15 protein-coding genes are annotated in these 18,532 nt (G+C 65.8%); 11 read left to right on the top strand and 4 right to left on the bottom strand.

The genetic code is table 11. The features are described 5' to 3' along the window. The first annotated feature begins 5 nt into the window (after positions 1–5). A complete protein-coding gene (locus RBJ75_RS27170) occupies positions 6–2,234 on the top strand; it encodes a trehalose-6-phosphate synthase (RefSeq protein WP_044408563.1) in 2,229 nt (742 codons plus the stop codon). Positions 2,235–2,247: 13 nt separating this feature from the next. Here RBJ75_RS27170 and RBJ75_RS27165 read toward each other — a convergent pair whose 3' ends face one another. The 4 genes from RBJ75_RS27165 to nikR form a co-directional block, all read right to left on the bottom strand. Further along, on the bottom strand, positions 2,248–3,561 hold the full coding sequence (locus RBJ75_RS27165) for a DUF2254 domain-containing protein (RefSeq protein WP_044408566.1): 1,314 nt from the start codon (positions 3,559–3,561) through the stop codon (positions 2,248–2,250). A gap of 241 nt (positions 3,562–3,802) precedes the next feature. Beyond that, positions 3,803–7,261 (bottom strand): ATP-binding protein, encoded by a 3,459-nt coding sequence (locus RBJ75_RS27160; RefSeq protein ID WP_276156301.1) that lies wholly within the window; start codon positions 7,259–7,261, stop codon positions 3,803–3,805. After that, positions 7,258–8,484 carry an exonuclease SbcCD subunit D gene (locus tag RBJ75_RS27155; RefSeq protein WP_044408658.1) on the bottom strand — a complete coding sequence of 409 codons (1,227 nt, stop codon included), beginning with the start codon at positions 8,482–8,484 and terminating at the stop codon, positions 7,258–7,260. The genes RBJ75_RS27160 and RBJ75_RS27155 overlap by 4 nt, the downstream gene beginning before the upstream one ends. 178 nt (positions 8,485–8,662) lie before the next feature. Continuing rightward, positions 8,663–9,112 carry a nickel-responsive transcriptional regulator NikR gene (nikR, locus tag RBJ75_RS27150; RefSeq protein WP_044408708.1) on the bottom strand — a complete coding sequence of 150 codons (450 nt, stop codon included), beginning with the start codon at positions 9,110–9,112 and terminating at the stop codon, positions 8,663–8,665. A gap of 258 nt (positions 9,113–9,370) precedes the next feature. On the opposite strand from nikR, the gene RBJ75_RS27145 reads away from it, so the two are divergent. The 10 genes from RBJ75_RS27145 to RBJ75_RS27100 all read left to right on the top strand — a co-directional run bounded on the left by RBJ75_RS27145 (position 9,371) and on the right by RBJ75_RS27100 (position 18,513). Next, positions 9,371–10,366, top strand: coding sequence for a HupU protein (locus tag RBJ75_RS27145; RefSeq protein ID WP_044408661.1), 996 nt, complete (start codon positions 9,371–9,373; stop codon positions 10,364–10,366). Continuing rightward, the gene (locus RBJ75_RS27140) at positions 10,363–11,799 is read left to right on the top strand and encodes a nickel-dependent hydrogenase large subunit (RefSeq protein WP_044408664.1); all 1,437 of its coding nucleotides are present in this window, start codon (positions 10,363–10,365) and stop codon (positions 11,797–11,799) included. The genes RBJ75_RS27145 and RBJ75_RS27140 overlap by 4 nt, the downstream gene beginning before the upstream one ends. 244 nt (positions 11,800–12,043) lie before the next feature. Next, positions 12,044–13,174, top strand: coding sequence for a hydrogenase small subunit (locus RBJ75_RS27135; protein ID WP_044408666.1), 1,131 nt, complete (start codon positions 12,044–12,046; stop codon positions 13,172–13,174). 15 nt (positions 13,175–13,189) lie between these two features. Continuing rightward, positions 13,190–14,983, top strand: coding sequence for a nickel-dependent hydrogenase large subunit (locus tag RBJ75_RS27130; RefSeq protein WP_044408669.1), 1,794 nt, complete (start codon positions 13,190–13,192; stop codon positions 14,981–14,983). Between the two features lie 104 nt (positions 14,984–15,087). After that, positions 15,088–15,822, top strand: coding sequence for a Ni/Fe-hydrogenase, b-type cytochrome subunit (gene cybH / locus RBJ75_RS27125; RefSeq protein WP_052628877.1), 735 nt, complete (start codon positions 15,088–15,090; stop codon positions 15,820–15,822). Between the two features lie 5 nt (positions 15,823–15,827). Further along, on the top strand, positions 15,828–16,439 hold the full coding sequence (locus tag RBJ75_RS27120) for a HyaD/HybD family hydrogenase maturation endopeptidase (RefSeq protein ID WP_044408672.1): 612 nt from the start codon (positions 15,828–15,830) through the stop codon (positions 16,437–16,439). 10 nt (positions 16,440–16,449) lie between these two features. Beyond that, positions 16,450–16,746 (top strand): HypC/HybG/HupF family hydrogenase formation chaperone, encoded by a 297-nt coding sequence (locus RBJ75_RS27115; protein ID WP_044408675.1) that lies wholly within the window; start codon positions 16,450–16,452, stop codon positions 16,744–16,746. Positions 16,747–16,994: 248 nt separating this feature from the next. Then, on the top strand, positions 16,995–17,438 hold the full coding sequence (locus RBJ75_RS27110) for a hypothetical protein (protein ID WP_044408714.1): 444 nt from the start codon (positions 16,995–16,997) through the stop codon (positions 17,436–17,438). Beyond that, positions 17,435–18,301, top strand: a complete 867-nt coding sequence (locus tag RBJ75_RS27105; protein ID WP_044408678.1) for a hydrogenase expression/formation protein — start codon at positions 17,435–17,437, stop codon at positions 18,299–18,301. Before RBJ75_RS27110 ends, RBJ75_RS27105 begins: the two co-directional genes overlap by 4 nt. Continuing rightward, positions 18,298–18,513 carry a rubredoxin gene (locus RBJ75_RS27100; RefSeq protein ID WP_044408681.1) on the top strand — a complete coding sequence of 72 codons (216 nt, stop codon included), beginning with the start codon at positions 18,298–18,300 and terminating at the stop codon, positions 18,511–18,513. Before RBJ75_RS27105 ends, RBJ75_RS27100 begins: the two co-directional genes overlap by 4 nt. Positions 18,514–18,532: the final 19 nt, after the last annotated feature.

Here is an 18,532-nt window from a genome sequence, read left to right as displayed (position 1 = left end):
CAGACATGCAGCATCGCTACAAGGCCGCCCTCAAATATCTCGGGCTCGGAATTGCGGCAACGGTGCTTCTCGGACTGGCCATCGCGCCGTTTTCCAAGCGCCTGATCGAACAATGGTCGCGCAGCGACGTCGAGGCCCGATCGCGCCTCGTCTATAACGCGATTCAGGGCCCGGTGGTCCGCGCGATCGCCGACGACGACAGCGTGCAACTCTCCGTTCTCTTCGAAGGCGTCGCGCTGGACCCGCGGATTCTCGCGGTCGGGTTATGCAATGAAGCGGGGAACCTGATCGCCCCCACCAAACTGATGCCGACGACTTTTTCCTGCAAGAAGGTGGCGCGTTCGGAGGCCGTGAGCTTCTCCAACATCCGCAATGATGGCCGGCGCATTATGGTCGGCGCGTTTCCGATTGTCGAACGCAATCAGAAATCCTATTTGGTGATCCTGCACGATCTCAGCTTCATCGATGCGCGCTCCAACGAAGCCCAGGGCTTCATGATCGCGACATTGATCGGCGTGGCCGTCGCCATCGCCGGCAGCGCCGCCCTGTTCGTGTTCGTGATGCTGCGCGGCTGGATGAACTCGCTGCGCCGCGCCGTCGAGGAGGTTCGCTCCGGTTCGATACCGCTGGAACGACGCCGCGACAGCTCGGCGATCGACATTCAGATCAAGAAGCTGCTCGGCGAGATCGAGGGCGGTCCGAATTCGATCAAGGGCGCGCAGATCGACTGGTCGCCGCACACCTTGCAGGAACTGCTGCGCAGCACGCTTCCCGACGCCGAGGTGCTGATCGTGTCCAACCGAGAGCCCTATATCCACAACCGCGATGCCAACAGCGGCGAGATCACCGTGCAGGTGCCGGCGAGCGGCCTGGTCTCGGCGCTGGAGCCGGTGATCCGCGCCTGCGGCGGGACCTGGATCGCGCATGGCAGCGGCAACGCCGACCGCGACACCGTCGATCGTCACGACAGGCTCGGCGTTCCGCCGGATCATCCGGCCTACACGCTGCGCCGGCTGTGGATCACCGACGAAGAACAGGACGGCTTCTATTACGGCTTCGCCAATGAGGGCCTATGGCCGCTGTGCCACATCGCCTTTGTGCGTCCGCTGTTTCGCGAGTCGGACTGGAATTACTATCAGGCGATCAATGAGCGGTTCGCCGCCGCCGTGGTCGAAGAGGCGAAGACCGACAATCCGATCGTGCTGGTCCAGGACTACCACTTCGCGCTGGCGCCGCGGATGATCCGGCAACGGCTGCCGAAAGCGACCATCATCACCTTCTGGCACATCCCCTGGCCCAATGCCGAGACCTTCAGCATCTGTCCGTGGAAGGAGCAGATCATCGATGGCCTGCTCGGCAGCACCATCGTTGGCTTTCATACCCAGTTTCACTGCAACAATTTCTTCGAGACGGTGGATCGCTTCGTCGAAAGCCGGATCGATCGCGAGCACGCCACGGTCACGCTCAGCGGTCACGAAACCATGATTCGACCCTATCCGATCTCGATCGAGTGGCCCCCCGTCGCGCTCGAAGGCCAACCCCCGGTCGAGGTCTGCCGGTTGGAGGTCAGGGCGGCGCTCGGCATCGGCGCCGATATCAAACTGGCGATCGGCATCGAGCGTTTTGACTACACCAAGGGCATTCTGGATCGCCTGAGAGCGGTCGACGATCTGCTGACACGCGAACCGCACTGGAAGGACCGGCTGGTGTTCGTTCAGGTTGCCGCCCCGACGCGCAGCAAACTCGCCAGCTACAGCACGCTGCAAGCCGACGCGGAGGCCCTCGCCGACGAGATCAACCAGCGGCACGGCTCGGAGACCTATAAGCCGATCCGGCTGTTGATTCGCCATCACGAGGCAGTCGAGGTGTTCAAGCTGTTTCGCGCCGCCGATCTGTGCATCGTCTCCAGCCTGCATGACGGCATGAATCTGGTCGCCAAGGAATTCGTCGCCGCGCGCGACGACGAACGCGGCGTGTTGGTGCTGTCGAGCTTCACCGGCGCCTCGCGCGAATTGAACGAGGCGTTGATCGTCAATCCCTACAATCTGCATGAAATGGCCACCGCGCTCGACATCGCGCTGCGGATGCCGGAGCGCGAGCAGCAGGAACGGATGCGCTCGATGCGCCAGCAGATCAGGGAATGGAACGTCTATCGCTGGGCCGGACGGATGCTGATCGACGCGGCATCGAGCCGGCGGCGGCAGCGCATCCTCGATCTGGCCAATCTCAGCTGATCGCGACGCGACTTCAGCTCTGCGCGTCGAATTGGCCCATCGGGCCGTGCTGGAGCATGGTCACAAAGGCGCGATGCCGGCGCCGCAAGTCACTCAGATCGGATGCCGTGGCGATATCGCGTTCGGCATCGCGCAGCACCAGATCGGCGTGTTTTCTGACCAGCGCCATGCGATCGGGCTTTCGCTCGACGCTGACCACCTGGGTCAGCACCTCCAGCAACTGGATCAGCACCACGGGCTGCCCCGCAGCGTTTTGCCTGATCATGTGGAACATGGCGTCGACCAATTCCTCGTACTGGATATGGGGGACCACCAACACAGGCCGGCCCTCCGCCTTGGTCACGCCGGTTGGCAGATAGAGCTTCGCCATCTCGCACAGCGCGGTACCGAGCCGATCCATCACACTGATCGCGGTGTGCGGATCGTTGATCCCCGGCGACAGCGCCCGCACCGCCACCTCCACGAGTTGCCGGATCGCGAAGCGCAGGTCGGTGGAGCTGACGCGCTGCGGACCCAGCGCGGTGGCGTTGCGAACTGCCTGATCGGCCCCCTCGCAAGGCGGCTTGATCACTGCGATCGGCGCGCCCGGAAACACATAATCGCCGGGCCGCACCAGGAGGTGGATCGCGGTGTTGTTTTCCGTGGCCCAGGTTGCCAGGCCCTCCTCGTCCAGCTGCTGCAAATAGCCCTGCCGGGAGTCGTGGATCGGCTCGGCGTCACGCCAGAAAGACAGCGGCGGCGGCTCGGGTTGCCGCTCGTCGGTGGTCAACCACCCCATCGCCTCCTGGACGTCCTCGCTGACCAGCCCGACCACGGTATCGACATTGATCCGGCTGGCGATATGTCCGACGAAATAGACCAGCGTGCCGACGCAGACGAATGCCAACGCGATGCCGACGCCCAGCGCCAGATGCGGAATGAACGCGCCCTCGTCCGGCGTGCGCACGCTGCGCAACACCACCAGCGTGTAGCAGAACGTCCCCAAGAAGATTCCCAGGGTGAGCTGGTTGCCGCGGTCATGGGTGAAGTTGCGCAGCAGCCTCGGCCCCATCTGGCCTGCGGCCAGCGACAGCGCCGCGATGGTGATGGAAAACACCGTGCCGGCGACGCCGATGGTCGACGACGCCACCGCGCCGAGCAGCGTCCGGGCGCCGGTGGCGCCGCCATTGTAGAGCCAGTTTTCCAGCAGCACGGTCGGCACGACACCGACGCGATCAACATGAATTAACCCGAGCGCCGCGACGATGCCGGCCAATACCAGCAGAGCCGGGACCAGCCAGAAGGTCTCGGCCAGGTCAGACAGAAATTTACGAAGCCGCGCGGTCACCATAACTCCTTGTCATGCGAGCATGCGGCTGAGGCCGGGCGCATCGCGGCGAGAACCATCCGATGCCGGCCAGTCGGGACGACATCGCCACATGCTGGACAAAGTTCCCGCGAGCCCTGAAAGTTCCACTCCCCCGCCCAAATTAGCAAGCCGGCATCCAACGGTATTTCACGACCACGCCGGTGCCCCGCGCCACGGCCCCGCGGTTGAGCGGCCGCGACGGCCGGATCAAAATGCGCTGTCACAGCTCGATCAAATCGATCGCCTGGTCCTGCACCGACTTCGCCAGGTCGACGACATGACGATGATGCGTCAGCAGAATCATCTGACGCTGCTGCCCGGCGGCGGCCAGCAACCGCAACGTCGCCAGCGTGCGCTTGTCGTCGAAGCTCGTCAGCAGATCGTCGCCGATGAAGGGCATCGGTTCGGAGCTATGGCGCTCCAGCAGCGCCAGCCGCAGCGCCAGGAACAATTGATCGCGGCTGCCTTCGCTGAGCCCGGCAACCTGCACCTGGTCGCCATCGGCGCGCGTAGCCACCAGCATCGGCTGATCGTCGTCGCCATAGTCGACGCCGAGACCGCCGAAGGCGTTGTCGGTCGCGGTCGCAAACAGCGTGCTGGCGCGCGCGATCAGCGGATCCTGCACCATCGCGCGATGCCGCTCGATGGCGCGGGTGGCAAGCCGCGCCGCCGCCGCGCGCAGCAGCCAGCGTTCGGCGATCGACAGCAATTCGGCGGCGGCGTCGGCGCGCTCGGTGGCTTGGGCCGCGGCGTCCTTGCCCTTCACCAACGCATCGCGCTCGACCTGCGCCTGATGTTGCAGCGCCGACGCCGCGGCGATGTCGTTCAGCAGCTGCGCCTGCCGTTGCCGCTCGCGGTCGATGTCGCCGGGCAGCAGGTCGAGATCGAGGTCGTCGCGCTCCAGCCGCAACGCGGCTTCGTCACGGCCGTCGCCGATCTCGTAAAGATCGCGCCGCAGCCCGGCCTGATCAGTCTCAAGGCGATGCCGCTCGGCGGCACGTTGCAGCGGGTTCGCCAGCTCGGCGAAACCGGCCACGCCCAGCATCCGGCAGGCCTCGCTCAGCACCGCTTCGGCGGCGCCGCGCCGGACCAGCAGCGCGTCGCGGCTCGCCGCGCGCTTGATCGCGGCGTCGCTGAGCCGCCGGCAGGTTTCGCTGTCACGGCGGGCGGTGGCGAGCGTCTGCGTCAGCCGCGCCAACGAGTCCTGCGCCGATGGCGTTTTCAACTGCGGCGCCGCGCGATCGACCACCGCGAAGACATCACGATCGAACGCCTCAAGGTCGGTCTCGATGGTCACGACCCGATGGCCCTCGCCCTCGAAGCTCGCCTTCGGCACCGCCACCGATTGCCACACCGCGAGTGCCGCTTCGGCCTGCGCCGTCGTGGCTGCGTCGGGCTGGCCGATGCCGGCCATCGCCGCGGCCCAGCCGTCGCGCGCAGCGGACAGTTCGGCTTGCGCCTGCTCGCGCGCCGCCTGAGCTTCTGTCAGATCACGGTCAATGCGTTGCTTGGCGACGTCACGCGCCTTGGCCTCGGCCCAGGCGGATTGCAATTGCTCGAACCGGGCCTTGGCCTCGCGATACAGCAGATCCGGCGGCAGCGTGTCGTCGGGCACGCGCCCGGTACTGGCCAGGAAGGCGAGGATGGCGGCTTTGCCCTGCGCCAGCTGCGCCGCCAGCGCGTCGATCTCGGCCTGCTGCGCGTCGCGCCTGCCGAGACGCGCCAGAATTTCGTCGAACCGCTCACGCCAGCGCAGCATTTCCGGCGCAGAGCGGGGCGTCATCCCGGAGGCGGCCCAGGCATGCCGCCACGCGATTTCGACCTCGGCAATCCTGGTCTGCAAGATGGCGAGCTTGGCGGCGACGCGATCGCGCTCCTCGCGAAAGGCCGCAAGCCGCAGCCGCGCGTCATCGTGGCGAGTGGCGCGCTCGGTATCGGCCAGCAACAGGTCAGTGACGCGATCGATCGCCTGCGACGACCGCACCACTTCATCGAATTGCAGCGCCCGAGCCCTCGGGTCGCCATCCAGCACCGTGCGCAAGCCGTCGAGCCGGCCATCGCGTTCGATCCGCGCGCGCGACAGATCCGCCCGGCTGGGCACGGTGCCGGCACTCGACAGCCCGACCAATTCGGCCTCGATGGCGACGATAGCGTCTTCCTGGGTACTCGCCGCTTCGGCGAGCCGCTTGGCGTCGGCCTCGCTGAGTTCGGTGGCGTAGGCGAATTTCGCGATCGCCGCATGATCCGGCAGCGGCATCGCCCGCAACCGGTCGAGCGCGCCCGGCGACGGATCGAGCGACGCCACCGAGGCCTGCAGCGTCGCATTGTCGGCGCTCAAGGCCGCGCCGTCGCGGCGCAGCCGGTCGGCCTGGGCCGGAATATCGCCGAGTGCATCGAAACGCTGCCGCAGCTGTTCGATATCGACGACGGCATCGGCCACGCCGTCCTCGGCCATGAAGTCGTCGCGCTCCTGCCGCGCGCGCGCATGTCGCGCCTCGGCCTCGGTGATCGCCTGCGCGGCGCGCCGGTTGCGCTCGATCAGTTCGCGCGCTTGCGCCAGCGCCGGATCGCTCGGCAGGCGCGCCAGCAGCTCCGCATGGGATGCCAACCCCAGACGATGCGCCGCGTCGTCGAGCTGCGCCTGCGCCAATTCGCGGGCCTGGCGGCGGCGCGGCAGATCGTCGAGCGCCTTGCGCACCGCGCCGAGCCGTTCGCGCAATGCATCGATGGCGGCGCCTTCCGACAGCAGCCTCTCGTCGACCGCCATCGCGGCGATCTCCGCGGCGTCGGCCGCCGCGTCGGCGTCGAGCGCGGCGATCTCGCGCTCCAGCGCGGCGTGGCTATCGAGCGCGGCGCGCCATTCCGCCACCGAGGGAGCGGCGACCGGCGGCAGATCGGCCAGCGCGGCCAGTTCGGCGCCGATGCCGTCGAGCCGCGCCAAATGCGAGCGGACCCGCAGCGTACGCTGCCACAGCGCCAGCGCGCCGCCGATCTCGGCATGCGCCGCGTTCAGCGCCGCGAGCTGTTCGCGCGCCTGCAGCACAGCGGCCTCGGCCTGCGCGATCGCCTCGCGGGTGACGATGGCATCGCGCAGCGCCCGGTCGGAATCGTCGCGGCGTTCGAGCGCGACATAGAACGGCTTGCCGGCGGATTTGCGCGGCGTGAACAGCTCGTCGGCCTCGTCCTGCAGCCGCTGCCTGGTCCGCGACAGCGCCGCCATGCCGGCCGAACTCGCCGCCAGCGTTTCCGCCAGCCGGCCGCCGGCATTGAGCAGCTCCTGGCCGCCGTCGCGCAGCGCCTGCGCGGTCAGACCGCATTCGCGGCCGAACGCCTCGCGCGACAATCCGGCCAATAGCGGCGCCAGCAGATCGTCGGGCAGCGGCTGGTCGTCGGCGTCGATCAGCGTATTCTTGTTGCCCTTGCGGCGCCGTGCGGTGATCAGCCGACCATCGGAATGACGAAAGCTGCCGCCGATCCGCAACATCTTGCTGTCGTGCCGGAAATCATAGGCGGTGCGGCCGCCGAAGCCGAACAGCAGGTCGCCGATCGCCGACAGCGCCGTGGTCTTGCCGGCCTCGTTGGCGCCGAGCACGACATGCAGCGCGGCGCCGGGGGCGAATGACAGCGTCCTGTCGGCAAAGGCGCCGTAGCGCTCGAGCACCAGCCGTTCGATCCTCACGACAGATCTCCGGCCAACGTGGCGCGCGCGTCGTCGATCAGCGTCGCCAGCGCGTCGGATCGCGCGAACGCGTCATGCAGGTCTTTCGGCAGTTTCGCCTTGATCGCGTCGGTGAGCTCGGCCAGCGCCGCGGCGAAGTCCGGATCGTCAGCAGCCTCCGCGACCAGACGATCGACATCGAGCACATCGGCCGTCGACAGCGCCGCGTGCGGCTGCGGCGGCAGGCTGGTCTTGACCTTGAGCTGTTCGACCCAGCAATCGGCCGACAATTGAAAGGCGCTGGCGCGCACATCGTCCTGCAGCGCCTCGCGCCGGGCCAGCAGATGATTGTGCCGCAGCGTCGCGCCGACCAGCGTCACGCGTGCCGCCAGCGGCCGGCCCTCGCTTTGCGCCTGAGCCTGCGCCAGCGCGTCCTGGACCCGCGTCATCACCTCGTCCTCGGACGCCAGGCCCGCGACATCGACCGACAGCTGCGCCCAGCGCGCGCCGTCGAGCGCCAGCGGCGTGACATCGACGATGCGGCCGTCCTCGACGGTGACCCGCATCGCGCCCTTGGCGCCGGTCTCGCGCACGCTGCGGCCCTGCAGATTGCCCGGATAGACGATCCACGGATCGCGGCTGACGATGTCGGCGGCGTGGACGTGACCGAGCGCCCAATAATCATAGCCGAAGCGTTTGAGATCCTCGATCGAGCACGGCGCATAGCCCTCATGGCCACGGGTTCCGTCGAGCGAGGTGTGCAGCACGCCGATATTCAGCCAGCCGTCGCGGCGTGCCGGATAGCTCTCGACGAATTCGGAGGTGAGCCGCTGCGGAAAGCTGCGGCCATGCAGCGCGACCCGCCAGGCGTCGAGCATAACGGTCTCCGCCTTGCCGGAGGCGAAGGTCGTCACCGTGTCCGGATAGGGCAGTTCCCGCGACATCAGGCTGGCGGCGTCGTGATTGCCCTTGACGATGAAGGCTGGAATCCCGGCGCGATGCAGCGCGCTGATGGCGCGGACAAAGAACAGTCCGGTGGTGACGTCCTTCCAGTCGCCGTCGAAAATGTCGCCGGCGATGATCAGGAACGCCGCCTTGCTGGCGATGGTCTCCTCGATCAGCGCCTCGACCGCGCGGCGGCCGGCCTGCGCAAAGCGGGCGGCGACCGCCTTGTCCTTCAGGCCGAGCCCGGCCAGCGGACTATCGATATGCAGATCGGCGGCGTGGATGAATGTGAAGCGCATGAGATCCGGTGCTGACGTCGCGGCCGCAACCCGGCCCGACATCGATTCGCGTCACGCGCGATATCGCGCGAGCGCCATCTTATAGGGAGAAGCTCAAGCTGCGATCAAGACTATCGTCGGCAGCCCCGCCACATGGTCGCCCGCGGGCCCGCGTGACCGGAGGCCGCGGAATGCGGCGTCAGTGCGAATGCCCGGATATTTTGCGATTCGCGGCAGGCGGCTTGGCGGCTGCGTTGGGGATCATCACCAGCCGGCCATAGCGCACGCCGCGTTCGGCGATGATGTGTTCCGCCAGATGCTGAACCTCCCGGTTGGAACCCTTGAGCGCGGTGATTTCCATGCAATTGTCGTCGTCGAGATGGACGTGCAGCGTCGCCAGCGAAAGATTGTGGTGGCCGTGATAATTCTCGACCAGGCGGCGCGACAGATCGCGCGCGGCGTGGTCGTAGACATACACCAGTGCGGCCACGCAGTCCCCGGACTTTCCGGCCTTCTGCGCCGCCTGCTGCATCCCGGCCCGGGTGAAATCCCGGATCGCCTCGGAGCGGTTCTGATAGCCTTGTTCGGCGATCATCCGGTCGAGGTCCTCCATCAGATCGTCGTCGAGGGTGATGGTGATGCGTTGCATGATGGCCTCTCCGCGAGCGCGCAGGTCCGATGACCCGGTGATCGAACGATCGTAGCACAGCTTTCGGCGCGAATAGACGAAGGCCGAGCCATTTGACGGAGGCGGAGCACCTCCGGGATGATCCCGATAGGCGCGCGGCACGGCGCATCTTTACGCTGCCGGCGAAAACCGATTAGGATCGGCGCAAGCGCTCGATCGCTCAAGAATAATCCCAGGGAACAGATGGCCGTGTGAATGCAGCAAGCCCTTCATCCGCCAATGTTCAATGTGCTTTGGTTGCAGGGCGGCAGTTGCGGCGGCTGCACCATGGCGGTGCTTGAATCCGGCCAGTCCGGCTGGTTCGAAGAGCTCAAATCCTTCGGAATCCGGCTGATCTGGCACCCCTCGGTGAGCGAAGCCACCGGCCACGAAGTTGTCGCGATCCTCGACCAGGTGCGGGCGGGGTCGATTGCCCTCGATGCGCTGATTCTGGAAGGATCGGTGCTACGCGGCCCGCAGGGCAGCGGTCGCTTCAACATGTTCGCCGGCACCGGCCGGTCGATCTATCATTGGGTGTCCGAATTGGCCGAGCTGGCCGATTATGTGGTGGCGGTCGGCAGCTGCGCGGCCTATGGCGGGGTTCCGGCCGCTGGCAACAATCCCACCGATGCCACCGGCTTGCAGTTCGACGGCACCGCGCCGGGCGGCGCGCTGGGCGAATCGTTTCGATCGCGGCGCGGCGCGCCGGTGATCAACATCGCCGGCTGCGCGCCGCACCCCGGCTGGATCATGGAGACGCTGATCGCGCTGTCCGGCGGCGACCTCGCAACCAGTGAGCTCGACCCCTATGGTCGGCCGAAATTCATCGCCAACCACCTCGCCCATCACGGCTGCGCGCGCAACGAATTCTACGAATTCAAGGCCAGCGCCGAAACGATGTCGGAGCGCGGCTGCTTGATGGAACATCTGGGTTGCAAGGCCACCCAGGCCGTGGGCGATTGCAATCAGCGCTCCTGGAACGGCGGCGGCTCCTGCACCAAAGGCGGCTATGCCTGCATCGCCTGCACCTCGCCGGGCTTCGAGACAGCGCGGAATTTTCTCGCCACCAGCAAACTCGCCGGCATTCCGGTCGGCCTGCCGCTCGACATGCCGAAGGCCTGGTTCGTCGCGCTGTCGGCGCTGTCGAAATCCGCCACGCCGAAGCGCGTGCGGGCGAATGCCACCTCCGATCACATCGTGGTACCGCCCAGCCGCGGCGGCAAGCAGACCTCATGACGCGCCTCATCATCGGCCCGTTCAACCGGGTGGAGGGCGATCTCGAAGTCAGATTGGAGATCGCCGATGGCGTGGTCGCTACGGCCGAAGTTTCCGTGCCGCTGTATCGCGGCTTCGAGCAGATCCTCGATGGCCGCCCGGCGCTCGACGCGCTGGCGCTGGCGCCGCGGATCTGCGGCATCTGTTCGGTGTCGCAATCAATCGCCGCGGTCGCGGCGTTGCGCGGTGCGCTCGGGATCGCGCCCGCGCCGAACGGCGTGCTGACGGCCAATATCGCGCATGCGGCCGAAAATGCCGCCGATCATCTGACGCATTTCTACATTTTCTTCATGCCGGATTTCGCGCGCGACGCTTACGCCGCTGCGCCCTGGCACCAGGCGACCGCCGCACGCTTCGCCGCCACCACCGGCAGCGCCAGCCGCGACGCGCTGCCGGCCCGCGCGCGGCTGTTGGAGATCATGGGCATTATCGCCGGAAAATGGCCGCACAGCCTGGCGTTTCAACCCGGCGGCACCACGCGGGCGATCGACCTCGGCGAGCGGATCCGGCTCTTATCGATCGTCGGCGGCTTTCGGTCGTTTCTGGAGACCTCCGTGTTCGGCGACCGGCTCGAGGCGGTGCTTGCGCTCGACACGATCGCCGCCTTCGATCGCTGGCGCGACGGCCGCGCGGGCGATCTCGGCCGCTTCCTCGCGATCGCCGACGCGCTGCAACTCGATCGGCTCGGCAAGGGTCCAGGCACCTTGATGAGCTTTGGCGCCTATCATGGCGAGCACGGCGCGCTGTTCGAACGCGGCATATTCGATCAAGCGGGCGGCGCGGCGCTTGCCACGGCCGAGATCGCCGAGGACGTATCGCACGCATGGATGCGCGACGGCGCCACCGATCCGGCGCTGAGCACGACGATTCCCGATGCCGACAAACCAGGCGCCTATAGCTGGGCCAAGGCGCCGCGGCTGGGCGGCCGCCCGGTCGAAGTCGGCGCGCTGGCGCGGCAGGCCGTCAATGGCAATGCCCTGCTGCGCGCATTGGTGAGCCAGTCCGGCAGCAATGTCCGCAACCGCGTCATCGCCCGCTTGCTCGAGACCGCCCATCTGGCGCTGGCGATGGAGACATGGGTGCGTGCGCTGCGGCTCAACGAGCCGTTCTGCGCCGACGTCGCGCCACCCGACGAGGGCCGCGGCGCCGGGATGGTCGAAGCCGCGCGCGGCAGTCTCGGCCATTGGATCGAGCTTCGCCACGGCAAGATCGCCCGCTACCAGATCATCGCGCCGACCACCTGGAATTTCTCGCCGCGCGATGCCGACGGCCAGCCCGGCCCGCTGGAGCAAGCCTTGGTCGGCACCGCGGTTGGCAGTGCGGGCGCGGAGTCTGTCGCCGTGCAACATGTGGTGCGATCGTTCGATCCCTGCATGGTCTGCACCGCTCACTAAACCAAGGCGCGCGCCTCGCAGCACCGCGGCCGGATAGCTGCTTACCACCCAGGATAACTTCCTTTCGGCCCCGGCAGGGCGATGCTGCGTTGCACCGCGTCCTAATTGATCTCCACGCGACGAAATCCAGCTGTTTCGCGGCTCATTGTGGCCTCCGAAGGGTTGGCCTGCTTCTTGCTGATACCTTTCTGCTATCGACCTCGGCCATATCGGGGCGAATTGAGGAAACAGTCAGAGAGGGGCCATGGGCGCTGGCACAGAGACTTTTTACGACGTGATACGCCGCCAGGGCATCACGCGTCGCAGCTTTCACAAATTCTGCAGCCTGACCGCGACCAGCCTCGGCCTTGGCACGCTCGGCGCCAGCCGGATCGCCAATGCGCTGGAAACCAAGCCGCGCGTGCCGGTGATCTGGATGCATGGCCTCGAATGCACCTGCTGTTCGGAGAGCTTTCTGCGCTCGGCGCATCCGCTGGCCAAGGACGCCGTGCTGTCGATGATCTCCTTGGACTATGACGACACCATCATGGCGGCGGCCGGCCATCAGGCCGAGGCGATCCTCGAGGAAACCCGGGCGAAGTACAAAGGCCAGTACATTCTCGCCGTCGAGGGCAATCCGCCGCTCAATGAAGGCGGCATGTTCTGTATCGACGGCGGCAAACCCTTCGTCGAGAAGCTGAAGCTGATGGCCGACGATTCGATGGCGGTGATCGCCTGGGGCGCCTGCGCCTCGTGGGGCTGCGTCCAGGCGGCGAAGCCGAACCCGACCCATGCGGTGCCGATCGACAAGGTGATCAGCAACAAGCCGATCATCAAGGTGCCGGGCTGTCCGCCGATCGCCGAAGTGATGACCGGCGTGGTCAGCTACATCACCACCTTCGGAAAGCTGCCGGAACTCGACCGGCAGGGCCGACCGAAAATGTTCTACTCGCAGCGCATCCACGACAAATGCTATCGCCGGCCGCATTTCGACGCCGGGCAATTCGTCGAGGAATGGGACGACGACGCCGCGCGCAAGGGCTATTGCCTGTACAAAATGGGCTGCAAGGGCCCGACCACCTACAACGCCTGTTCGACGGTGCGCTGGAACGACGGCGTCTCGTTCCCGATCCAATCCGGCCATGGCTGCATCGGCTGCTCGGAAGACGGCTTCTGGGACAATGGCAGCTTTTACGATCGGCTCACCACGATCAAGCAATTCGGCATCGAGGCCAATGCCGACAAGATCGGCCAGACCGCCGCCGTGGTGGTCGGCGGGGCGATCGCCGCCCATGCGGGGGTCACTGCGGTCCGGAATCTGGCGCGGCGCAAGGACGACAGCCCGCCGGGCAACGGCACATCGAACGGCACATCGAATGGCAAGTCGGCCGGCTGATCGGAAGGACGCATCATGACCAACATCACCACGCCGAACGGCTTTTCGCTCGACAATTCCGGACGCCGCATCGTCGTCGATCCGGTGACCCGGATTGAGGGTCACATGCGCGTCGAGGTCAATGTCGACTCCGACAATGTGATCCGCAACGCGGTGTCCACCGGCACGATGTGGCGCGGTATCGAGACCATCCTGCGCGGCCGCGACCCGCGCGACGCCTGGGCCTTCACCGAACGGATCTGCGGCGTCTGCACCGGCACCCACGCGCTGACCTCGGTCCGCGCGGTCGAGAACGCGCTCGGCATCATGATCCCGGACAACGCCAATTCGATCCGCAACATCATGCAGCTGTGCCTGCAGGTGCACGACCACATCGTGCATTTCTATCATCTGCACGCGCTCGACTGGGTCGACGTCGTCTCGGCGCTGAAGGCCGATCCGAAGGCGACCTCGCTGCTGGCGCAATCGGTCTCGAGCTGGCCGCTGTCGTCACCCGGCTATTTCAAGGACCTGCAGACCCGGCTGACCAAATTCGTCGAATCCGGACAGCTCGGCCCGTTCAAGAACGGCTATTGGGGTCACGCCGCCTACAAGCTGCCGCCGGAAGCCAATCTGATGGCGGTGGCGCATTATCTGGAAGCGCTGGATTTCCAGAAGGAAATCGTCAAGATCCACACCATCTATGGCGGCAAGAACCCGCATCCGAACTGGCTGGTCGGCGGCGTTCCCTGCGCGATCAATGTCGACGGCACCGGCGCGGTCGGCGCCATCAACATGGAACGGCTCAACCTGGTGTCGTCGATCATCGATCGCAGCATCGAGTTCGCCGAGAAGGTCTATGTGCCGGACGTGATCGCGATCGGCTCGTTCTACAAGGACTGGCTGCATGGCGGCGGCCTGTCCAGCAAGAGCGTGATGAGTTACGGCGACATCCCGGAAAACGCCAATGATTACGCGTCGGCGAACCTGAAATTGCCGCGCGGCGTCATCATCAACGGCAATCTGGGCGAGGTGCTGCCGATCGATCACGGCGATCCAGAGCAGATCCAGGAATTCGTCACCCATTCCTGGTACAAATATCCCGACGAGACCAAGGGCCTGCATCCCTGGGACGGCGTCACCGAGCCGAATTACCAGCTCGGTCCCAACGCCAAGGGCACCAAGACCGACATCAAGGAGCTCGACGAGGGCGGCAAGTATTCCTGGATCAAATCGCCGCGCTGGCGCGGTCACGCGGTCGAGGTCGGACCGCTGGCGCGCTATATCGTCGGCTATGCGCAGAACAAGCCGGAATTCAAGGAGCCGACCGACCAACTGCTGAAGACGCTCGGCCTGCCGCTGCCCGCTCTGTTCTCAACGCTCGGCCGTACCGCCGCGCGCGCGCTGGAATGCCAATGGGCGGCGCATCAGATGCGGCATTTCCAGGACAAGCTGGTCAACCGGATCAAAAACGGCGATTCGTCGACCGCCAATGTCGAAAAATGGAAGCCGGAAAGCTGGCCCGCCAATGCCAAGGGCTACGGCTTCACTGAGGCGCCGCGCGGCGCATTGGCGCATTGGATCAAGATCAAGGACACCAAGATCGACAACTATCAATGCGTCGTTCCCACCACCTGGAACGGCTCGCCGCGCGACCCCAAGGGCAATATCGGCGCGTTCGAGGCGTCGTTGATGGATACGCCGATGGCGGATCCGCAAAAGCCGCTGGAGATCCTGCGCACGCTGCATTCTTTCGATCCATGCCTGGCCTGCTCGACCCATGTGATGAGCGAGGACGGCCAGGAAAAGAGCCGGGTCACGGTTCGCTGATGCATCGCGGGCGGCGATCACCCTCGCCGCCCCGTCCGGCATATCGCAATAGGGCCCATGCGCGAATCGCCCACCGGGCGAGCGCGGGCCGCAGGGAGAGGATCATGACCGAGATTGCACGGATGCATGGCGTTCTCGACGCCAATGGCGAGCGCGTGAAATCGCTGCAGACCGTCTACGTCTACGAAGCGCCGGTGCGGATCTGGCATTGGGTCAACGCGGCGTTGATCCTGGTGCTATGCGTCACCGGCTATTTCATCGGCACGCCCTTGCCGTCGGTCCCCGGCGAGGCCTCGGCGAGCTTCCAGATGGGCTATATCCGCTTCGCGCATTTCGCCGCGGGCCAGACCCTGATCGTGTTCTTTCTGCTGCGGCTATATTGGGCCTTTGTCGGCAATAAATTCTCCCGCCAGGTCTTCTATCTGCCGATCTTCAACCGGGTCTGGTGGTGGGGCATCCTGTACGAGCTGAAATGGTACATGTTCATGGTCAGGGACCCGAAGAAATATATCGGCCACAACCCGCTGGCGCATGTGGCGATGTTCTCCTTCATGCTGTTCCTGATCTTCATGATGCTGAGCGGCATGGCACTGTATTCCGAAGGCGAAGGCATCGATAGCTGGCAACACAAAGTCTTCGGCTTCATGTTCTGGGTCTTCCCCAACAGCCAATCGCTGCACACCTGGCATCATCTCGGGATGTGGGCGATCACCATCTTCGCGATCGTGCATGTCTATGCCGCGGTGCGCGAGGACATCCTGAGCCGCCAGAGCATGATCTCGTCGATGGTGTCCGGCGAACGCCTGTTCCGCGACGACATCGACGATTTTCCGCGGTGAGCACCATGATCGCACGCGACAGGCAGCAGACTCTGGATCGGCCGCGCCGCGTGCTGGTGCTCGGCATCGGCAATATTCTGTGGGCGGATGAAGGCTTCGGCGTCCGGGTGGTGGAGGAATTCCACCGCCGCTTCACAATGCCCGACAACGTCACCCTGCTCGACGGCGGCACCCAGGGGCTGTACCTGGTCAATTTCGTCCAGGAGGCCGACGATCTGATCGTGTTCGACGCCATCGACTACGGCGTCGCCCCCGGCACTTTGAAGCTGGTGCGCGACGACGAGGTGCCGAAATTCACCGGCGTCAAGAAGATGAGCCTACACCAGACCGGCTTTCAGGAGGTGCTGAGCGCGGCCGATCTGCTCGGGCGATATCCCGCGCGCCTGGTGCTGATCGGCTGCCAGGCGCTGGATCTGGAGGATTGGGGCGGCCCCCTCACCGACCCGGTGCGCGCGCAGATCGGTCCGGCGATCGCGGCGGCCTGCGCGGTGCTCGCCGAATGGGACGTGCCGGTCAGTGCGCGCACCACGCCGCTCGCCGAATCCGAAGGCCTGCTCGGCAATGATATCGATCTTGCGCGCTATGAGCGGCGCGACGCCGCCAACGTCAACGGATAGGTCACCTTCGATGTGCCTCGGCATCCCCATGACGATCGTCGAAACCAACGGCATGTCGGCGCTGTGCGAACGGCGCGGCGAGCAGCGCCGGGTCTCGGTGCTGCTGCTCGACCGCCCGCCGGTCGGCGCCCGGGTGCTGGTGTTCATCGACAATGCGGTTCGGCTGCTGGACGCCGTGGAAGCCGAACAGATCGACAATGCCCTCGAGGGGCTGGCGGCGGCCTGCAACGGCGACAGCTTCGACCATCTGTTCGCCGACCTGATCGATCGCGAGCCGCAATTGCCGCCCCATCTGCGGGACGGTTAGCCGCCCGGAGGAGCGCGACCGTCACCATGGCGGCGGTGGAAAGCAACTATCCAATGAAGCGAGGTAGATTAACACCCCTTTGGGCAGATGGTCTCCGACACCGCCAATGAGGCGGTATTACAATGTGTTACGGGTGGATAATCGATATCCAGCGCTGGCATGCAACTTGCTCACGTTGGTATACGACCTACTCGAGTGACAACTAAATTGCCCAACAAGAGGCGGAAACCCGTCCAATGGGAGGAAACATGACATCGCGCACGCCATCCATCCGTCTCCGGCCCGGTCTGCCGACACTCGATGTCGCGGAGGTGGACGCATTCCTGACATCTGCTGAGGCAGCAGGCGCGGTGCCGATCCTGCTGTTTTCCGGCGACGTCCAGCGCTGGCCCGAAGCCGCCGATGTCGCCGTGGTGCTTCCCGAATTGATCGAGGCGTTCCAGGGCCGGCTGCACGGCGCGGTTATCGCGCCGCAGGCCGAGGCCGCATTGGCAACCCGCTTCTCGGTTCAGGTCTATCCGAGCCTGGTGCTGTGGGGCGGCGGCGAGGTGCTGGAGATCATTCCCAAGATCAAGGACTGGTCGGTTTACGTCGCGCGGATCAGCGCGGTACTCGACCGTGGCGGCCAGCCGGCGCGCAGCAGCGCCAAGGTGGTCAAGTCGATGTCGTTTTTGAATCGGGGGGCGTCATGAAGCAGGGTTTTTGGGTGGCGCCGGAAGGCGCCGAACAGCCGATCAATGTATTCCCGATCGGCGACGAAAGCCTCGACGCCCGGCACGGCAGCCTGACCGGCGCCGGTGCCATCAAGGCGCTGGCGTCGTTCGACGGCGCCGCTTTGGCCGCGCAATGCCCGCGCGCGATGGCGCTGCTGGAGCAACTCACCGCGGCGCTCGCCAGCCAGCGCGCCGACGCGCCGTCACGCGCATTCCGGCTCGACGATTTCACCGCGATGGAGCGCAAGCTGGTCGCCGACGTGTTCGGCGAAGGCGAGGTCAGCGGCGTGGTGGCGCTGCCGGATGGATCGGTGGCGCAGATCCAGGAATCGGTGCTGGCCGGGCTGTGGCAGATCAGGCTGGAGGGTGGCGACGCGCCCAGGGACTATGTCGAGGTCGCGGCAATCCCCGAACTGGTGCTGCGCGCCGCCTCCGACCTGACCGCGCCGGATCTCGTCCCCGGCACGCCGCCGCCCGACGCGATGAATGTGATGCCGGTCTTGAGCGAAATCCGCGACCGTGCTTTGGCCTATCAGCCTGGCGATCCGTCGCGCGTCATCAACTTCACGCTGCTGCCGATGAGCCCGGTCGACATGACCTTCCTGCAGCAGACCCTGCGCAACGGGCCGATCCGCCTGGTGTCGCGCGGCTACGGCACCTGCCGTGTGCTGGCCACCGGGGTCCGTAATGTCTGGTCGGTGCAGTTTTTCAACGCCATGGACATGATCATTCTCGACACGCTCGAGGTCGGCGGCGTGCCGACCGTTGCGATCGCCGCCAATGAGGATTTTGAGGATTCCGCCGAGCGGCTGGCCGAGATCAGAGAGGCCTATTTCAAATGAGCAGCTTTGAGAATTTCGGCGTCCGCGAGGATATCGCCGACGCCGCAAGGATGGAATGCGGCATCTGCTGGACCGTCTACGATCCGGCGCAGGGCGACGCGGTGGCGCAGATTCCGCCCGGCACGCCGTTCACGGCTTTGCCGGCGGACTGGACCTGCCCGAATTGCGACGCGGTGCGGGGCAAATTCATGATGATCGAAGGCGACAACTGACGCTTGGCGGAAGGACGCG

It is taken from the genome of Rhodopseudomonas sp. BAL398 (genome assembly GCF_033001325.1).
GTDB lineage: Bacteria > Pseudomonadota > Alphaproteobacteria > Rhizobiales > Xanthobacteraceae > JARJEH01.
This window is presented reverse-complemented; position numbering and strand designations above follow the sequence as displayed.

Coding starts and splice junctions, on each gene's coding strand:
- RBJ75_RS27170 (WP_044408563.1), top strand. CDS start 6: ATGCAGCATCGCTACAAGGCCGCCCTCAAATATCTCGGGCTCGGAATT.
- RBJ75_RS27115 (WP_044408675.1), top strand. CDS start 16,450: ATGTGCCTCGGCATCCCCATGACGATCGTCGAAACCAACGGCATGTCG.
- cybH (WP_052628877.1), top strand. CDS start 15,088: ATGACCGAGATTGCACGGATGCATGGCGTTCTCGACGCCAATGGCGAG.
- RBJ75_RS27145 (WP_044408661.1), top strand. CDS start 9,371: ATGTTCAATGTGCTTTGGTTGCAGGGCGGCAGTTGCGGCGGCTGCACC.
- RBJ75_RS27120 (WP_044408672.1), top strand. CDS start 15,828: ATGATCGCACGCGACAGGCAGCAGACTCTGGATCGGCCGCGCCGCGTG.
- RBJ75_RS27110 (WP_044408714.1), top strand. CDS start 16,995: ATGACATCGCGCACGCCATCCATCCGTCTCCGGCCCGGTCTGCCGACA.
- RBJ75_RS27135 (WP_044408666.1), top strand. CDS start 12,044: ATGGGCGCTGGCACAGAGACTTTTTACGACGTGATACGCCGCCAGGGC.
- RBJ75_RS27100 (WP_044408681.1), top strand. CDS start 18,298: ATGAGCAGCTTTGAGAATTTCGGCGTCCGCGAGGATATCGCCGACGCC.
- RBJ75_RS27130 (WP_044408669.1), top strand. CDS start 13,190: ATGACCAACATCACCACGCCGAACGGCTTTTCGCTCGACAATTCCGGA.
- RBJ75_RS27155 (WP_044408658.1), bottom strand. CDS start 8,484: ATGCGCTTCACATTCATCCACGCCGCCGATCTGCATATCGATAGTCCG.
- RBJ75_RS27140 (WP_044408664.1), top strand. CDS start 10,363: ATGACGCGCCTCATCATCGGCCCGTTCAACCGGGTGGAGGGCGATCTC.
- nikR (WP_044408708.1), bottom strand. CDS start 9,112: ATGCAACGCATCACCATCACCCTCGACGACGATCTGATGGAGGACCTC.
- RBJ75_RS27105 (WP_044408678.1), top strand. CDS start 17,435: ATGAAGCAGGGTTTTTGGGTGGCGCCGGAAGGCGCCGAACAGCCGATC.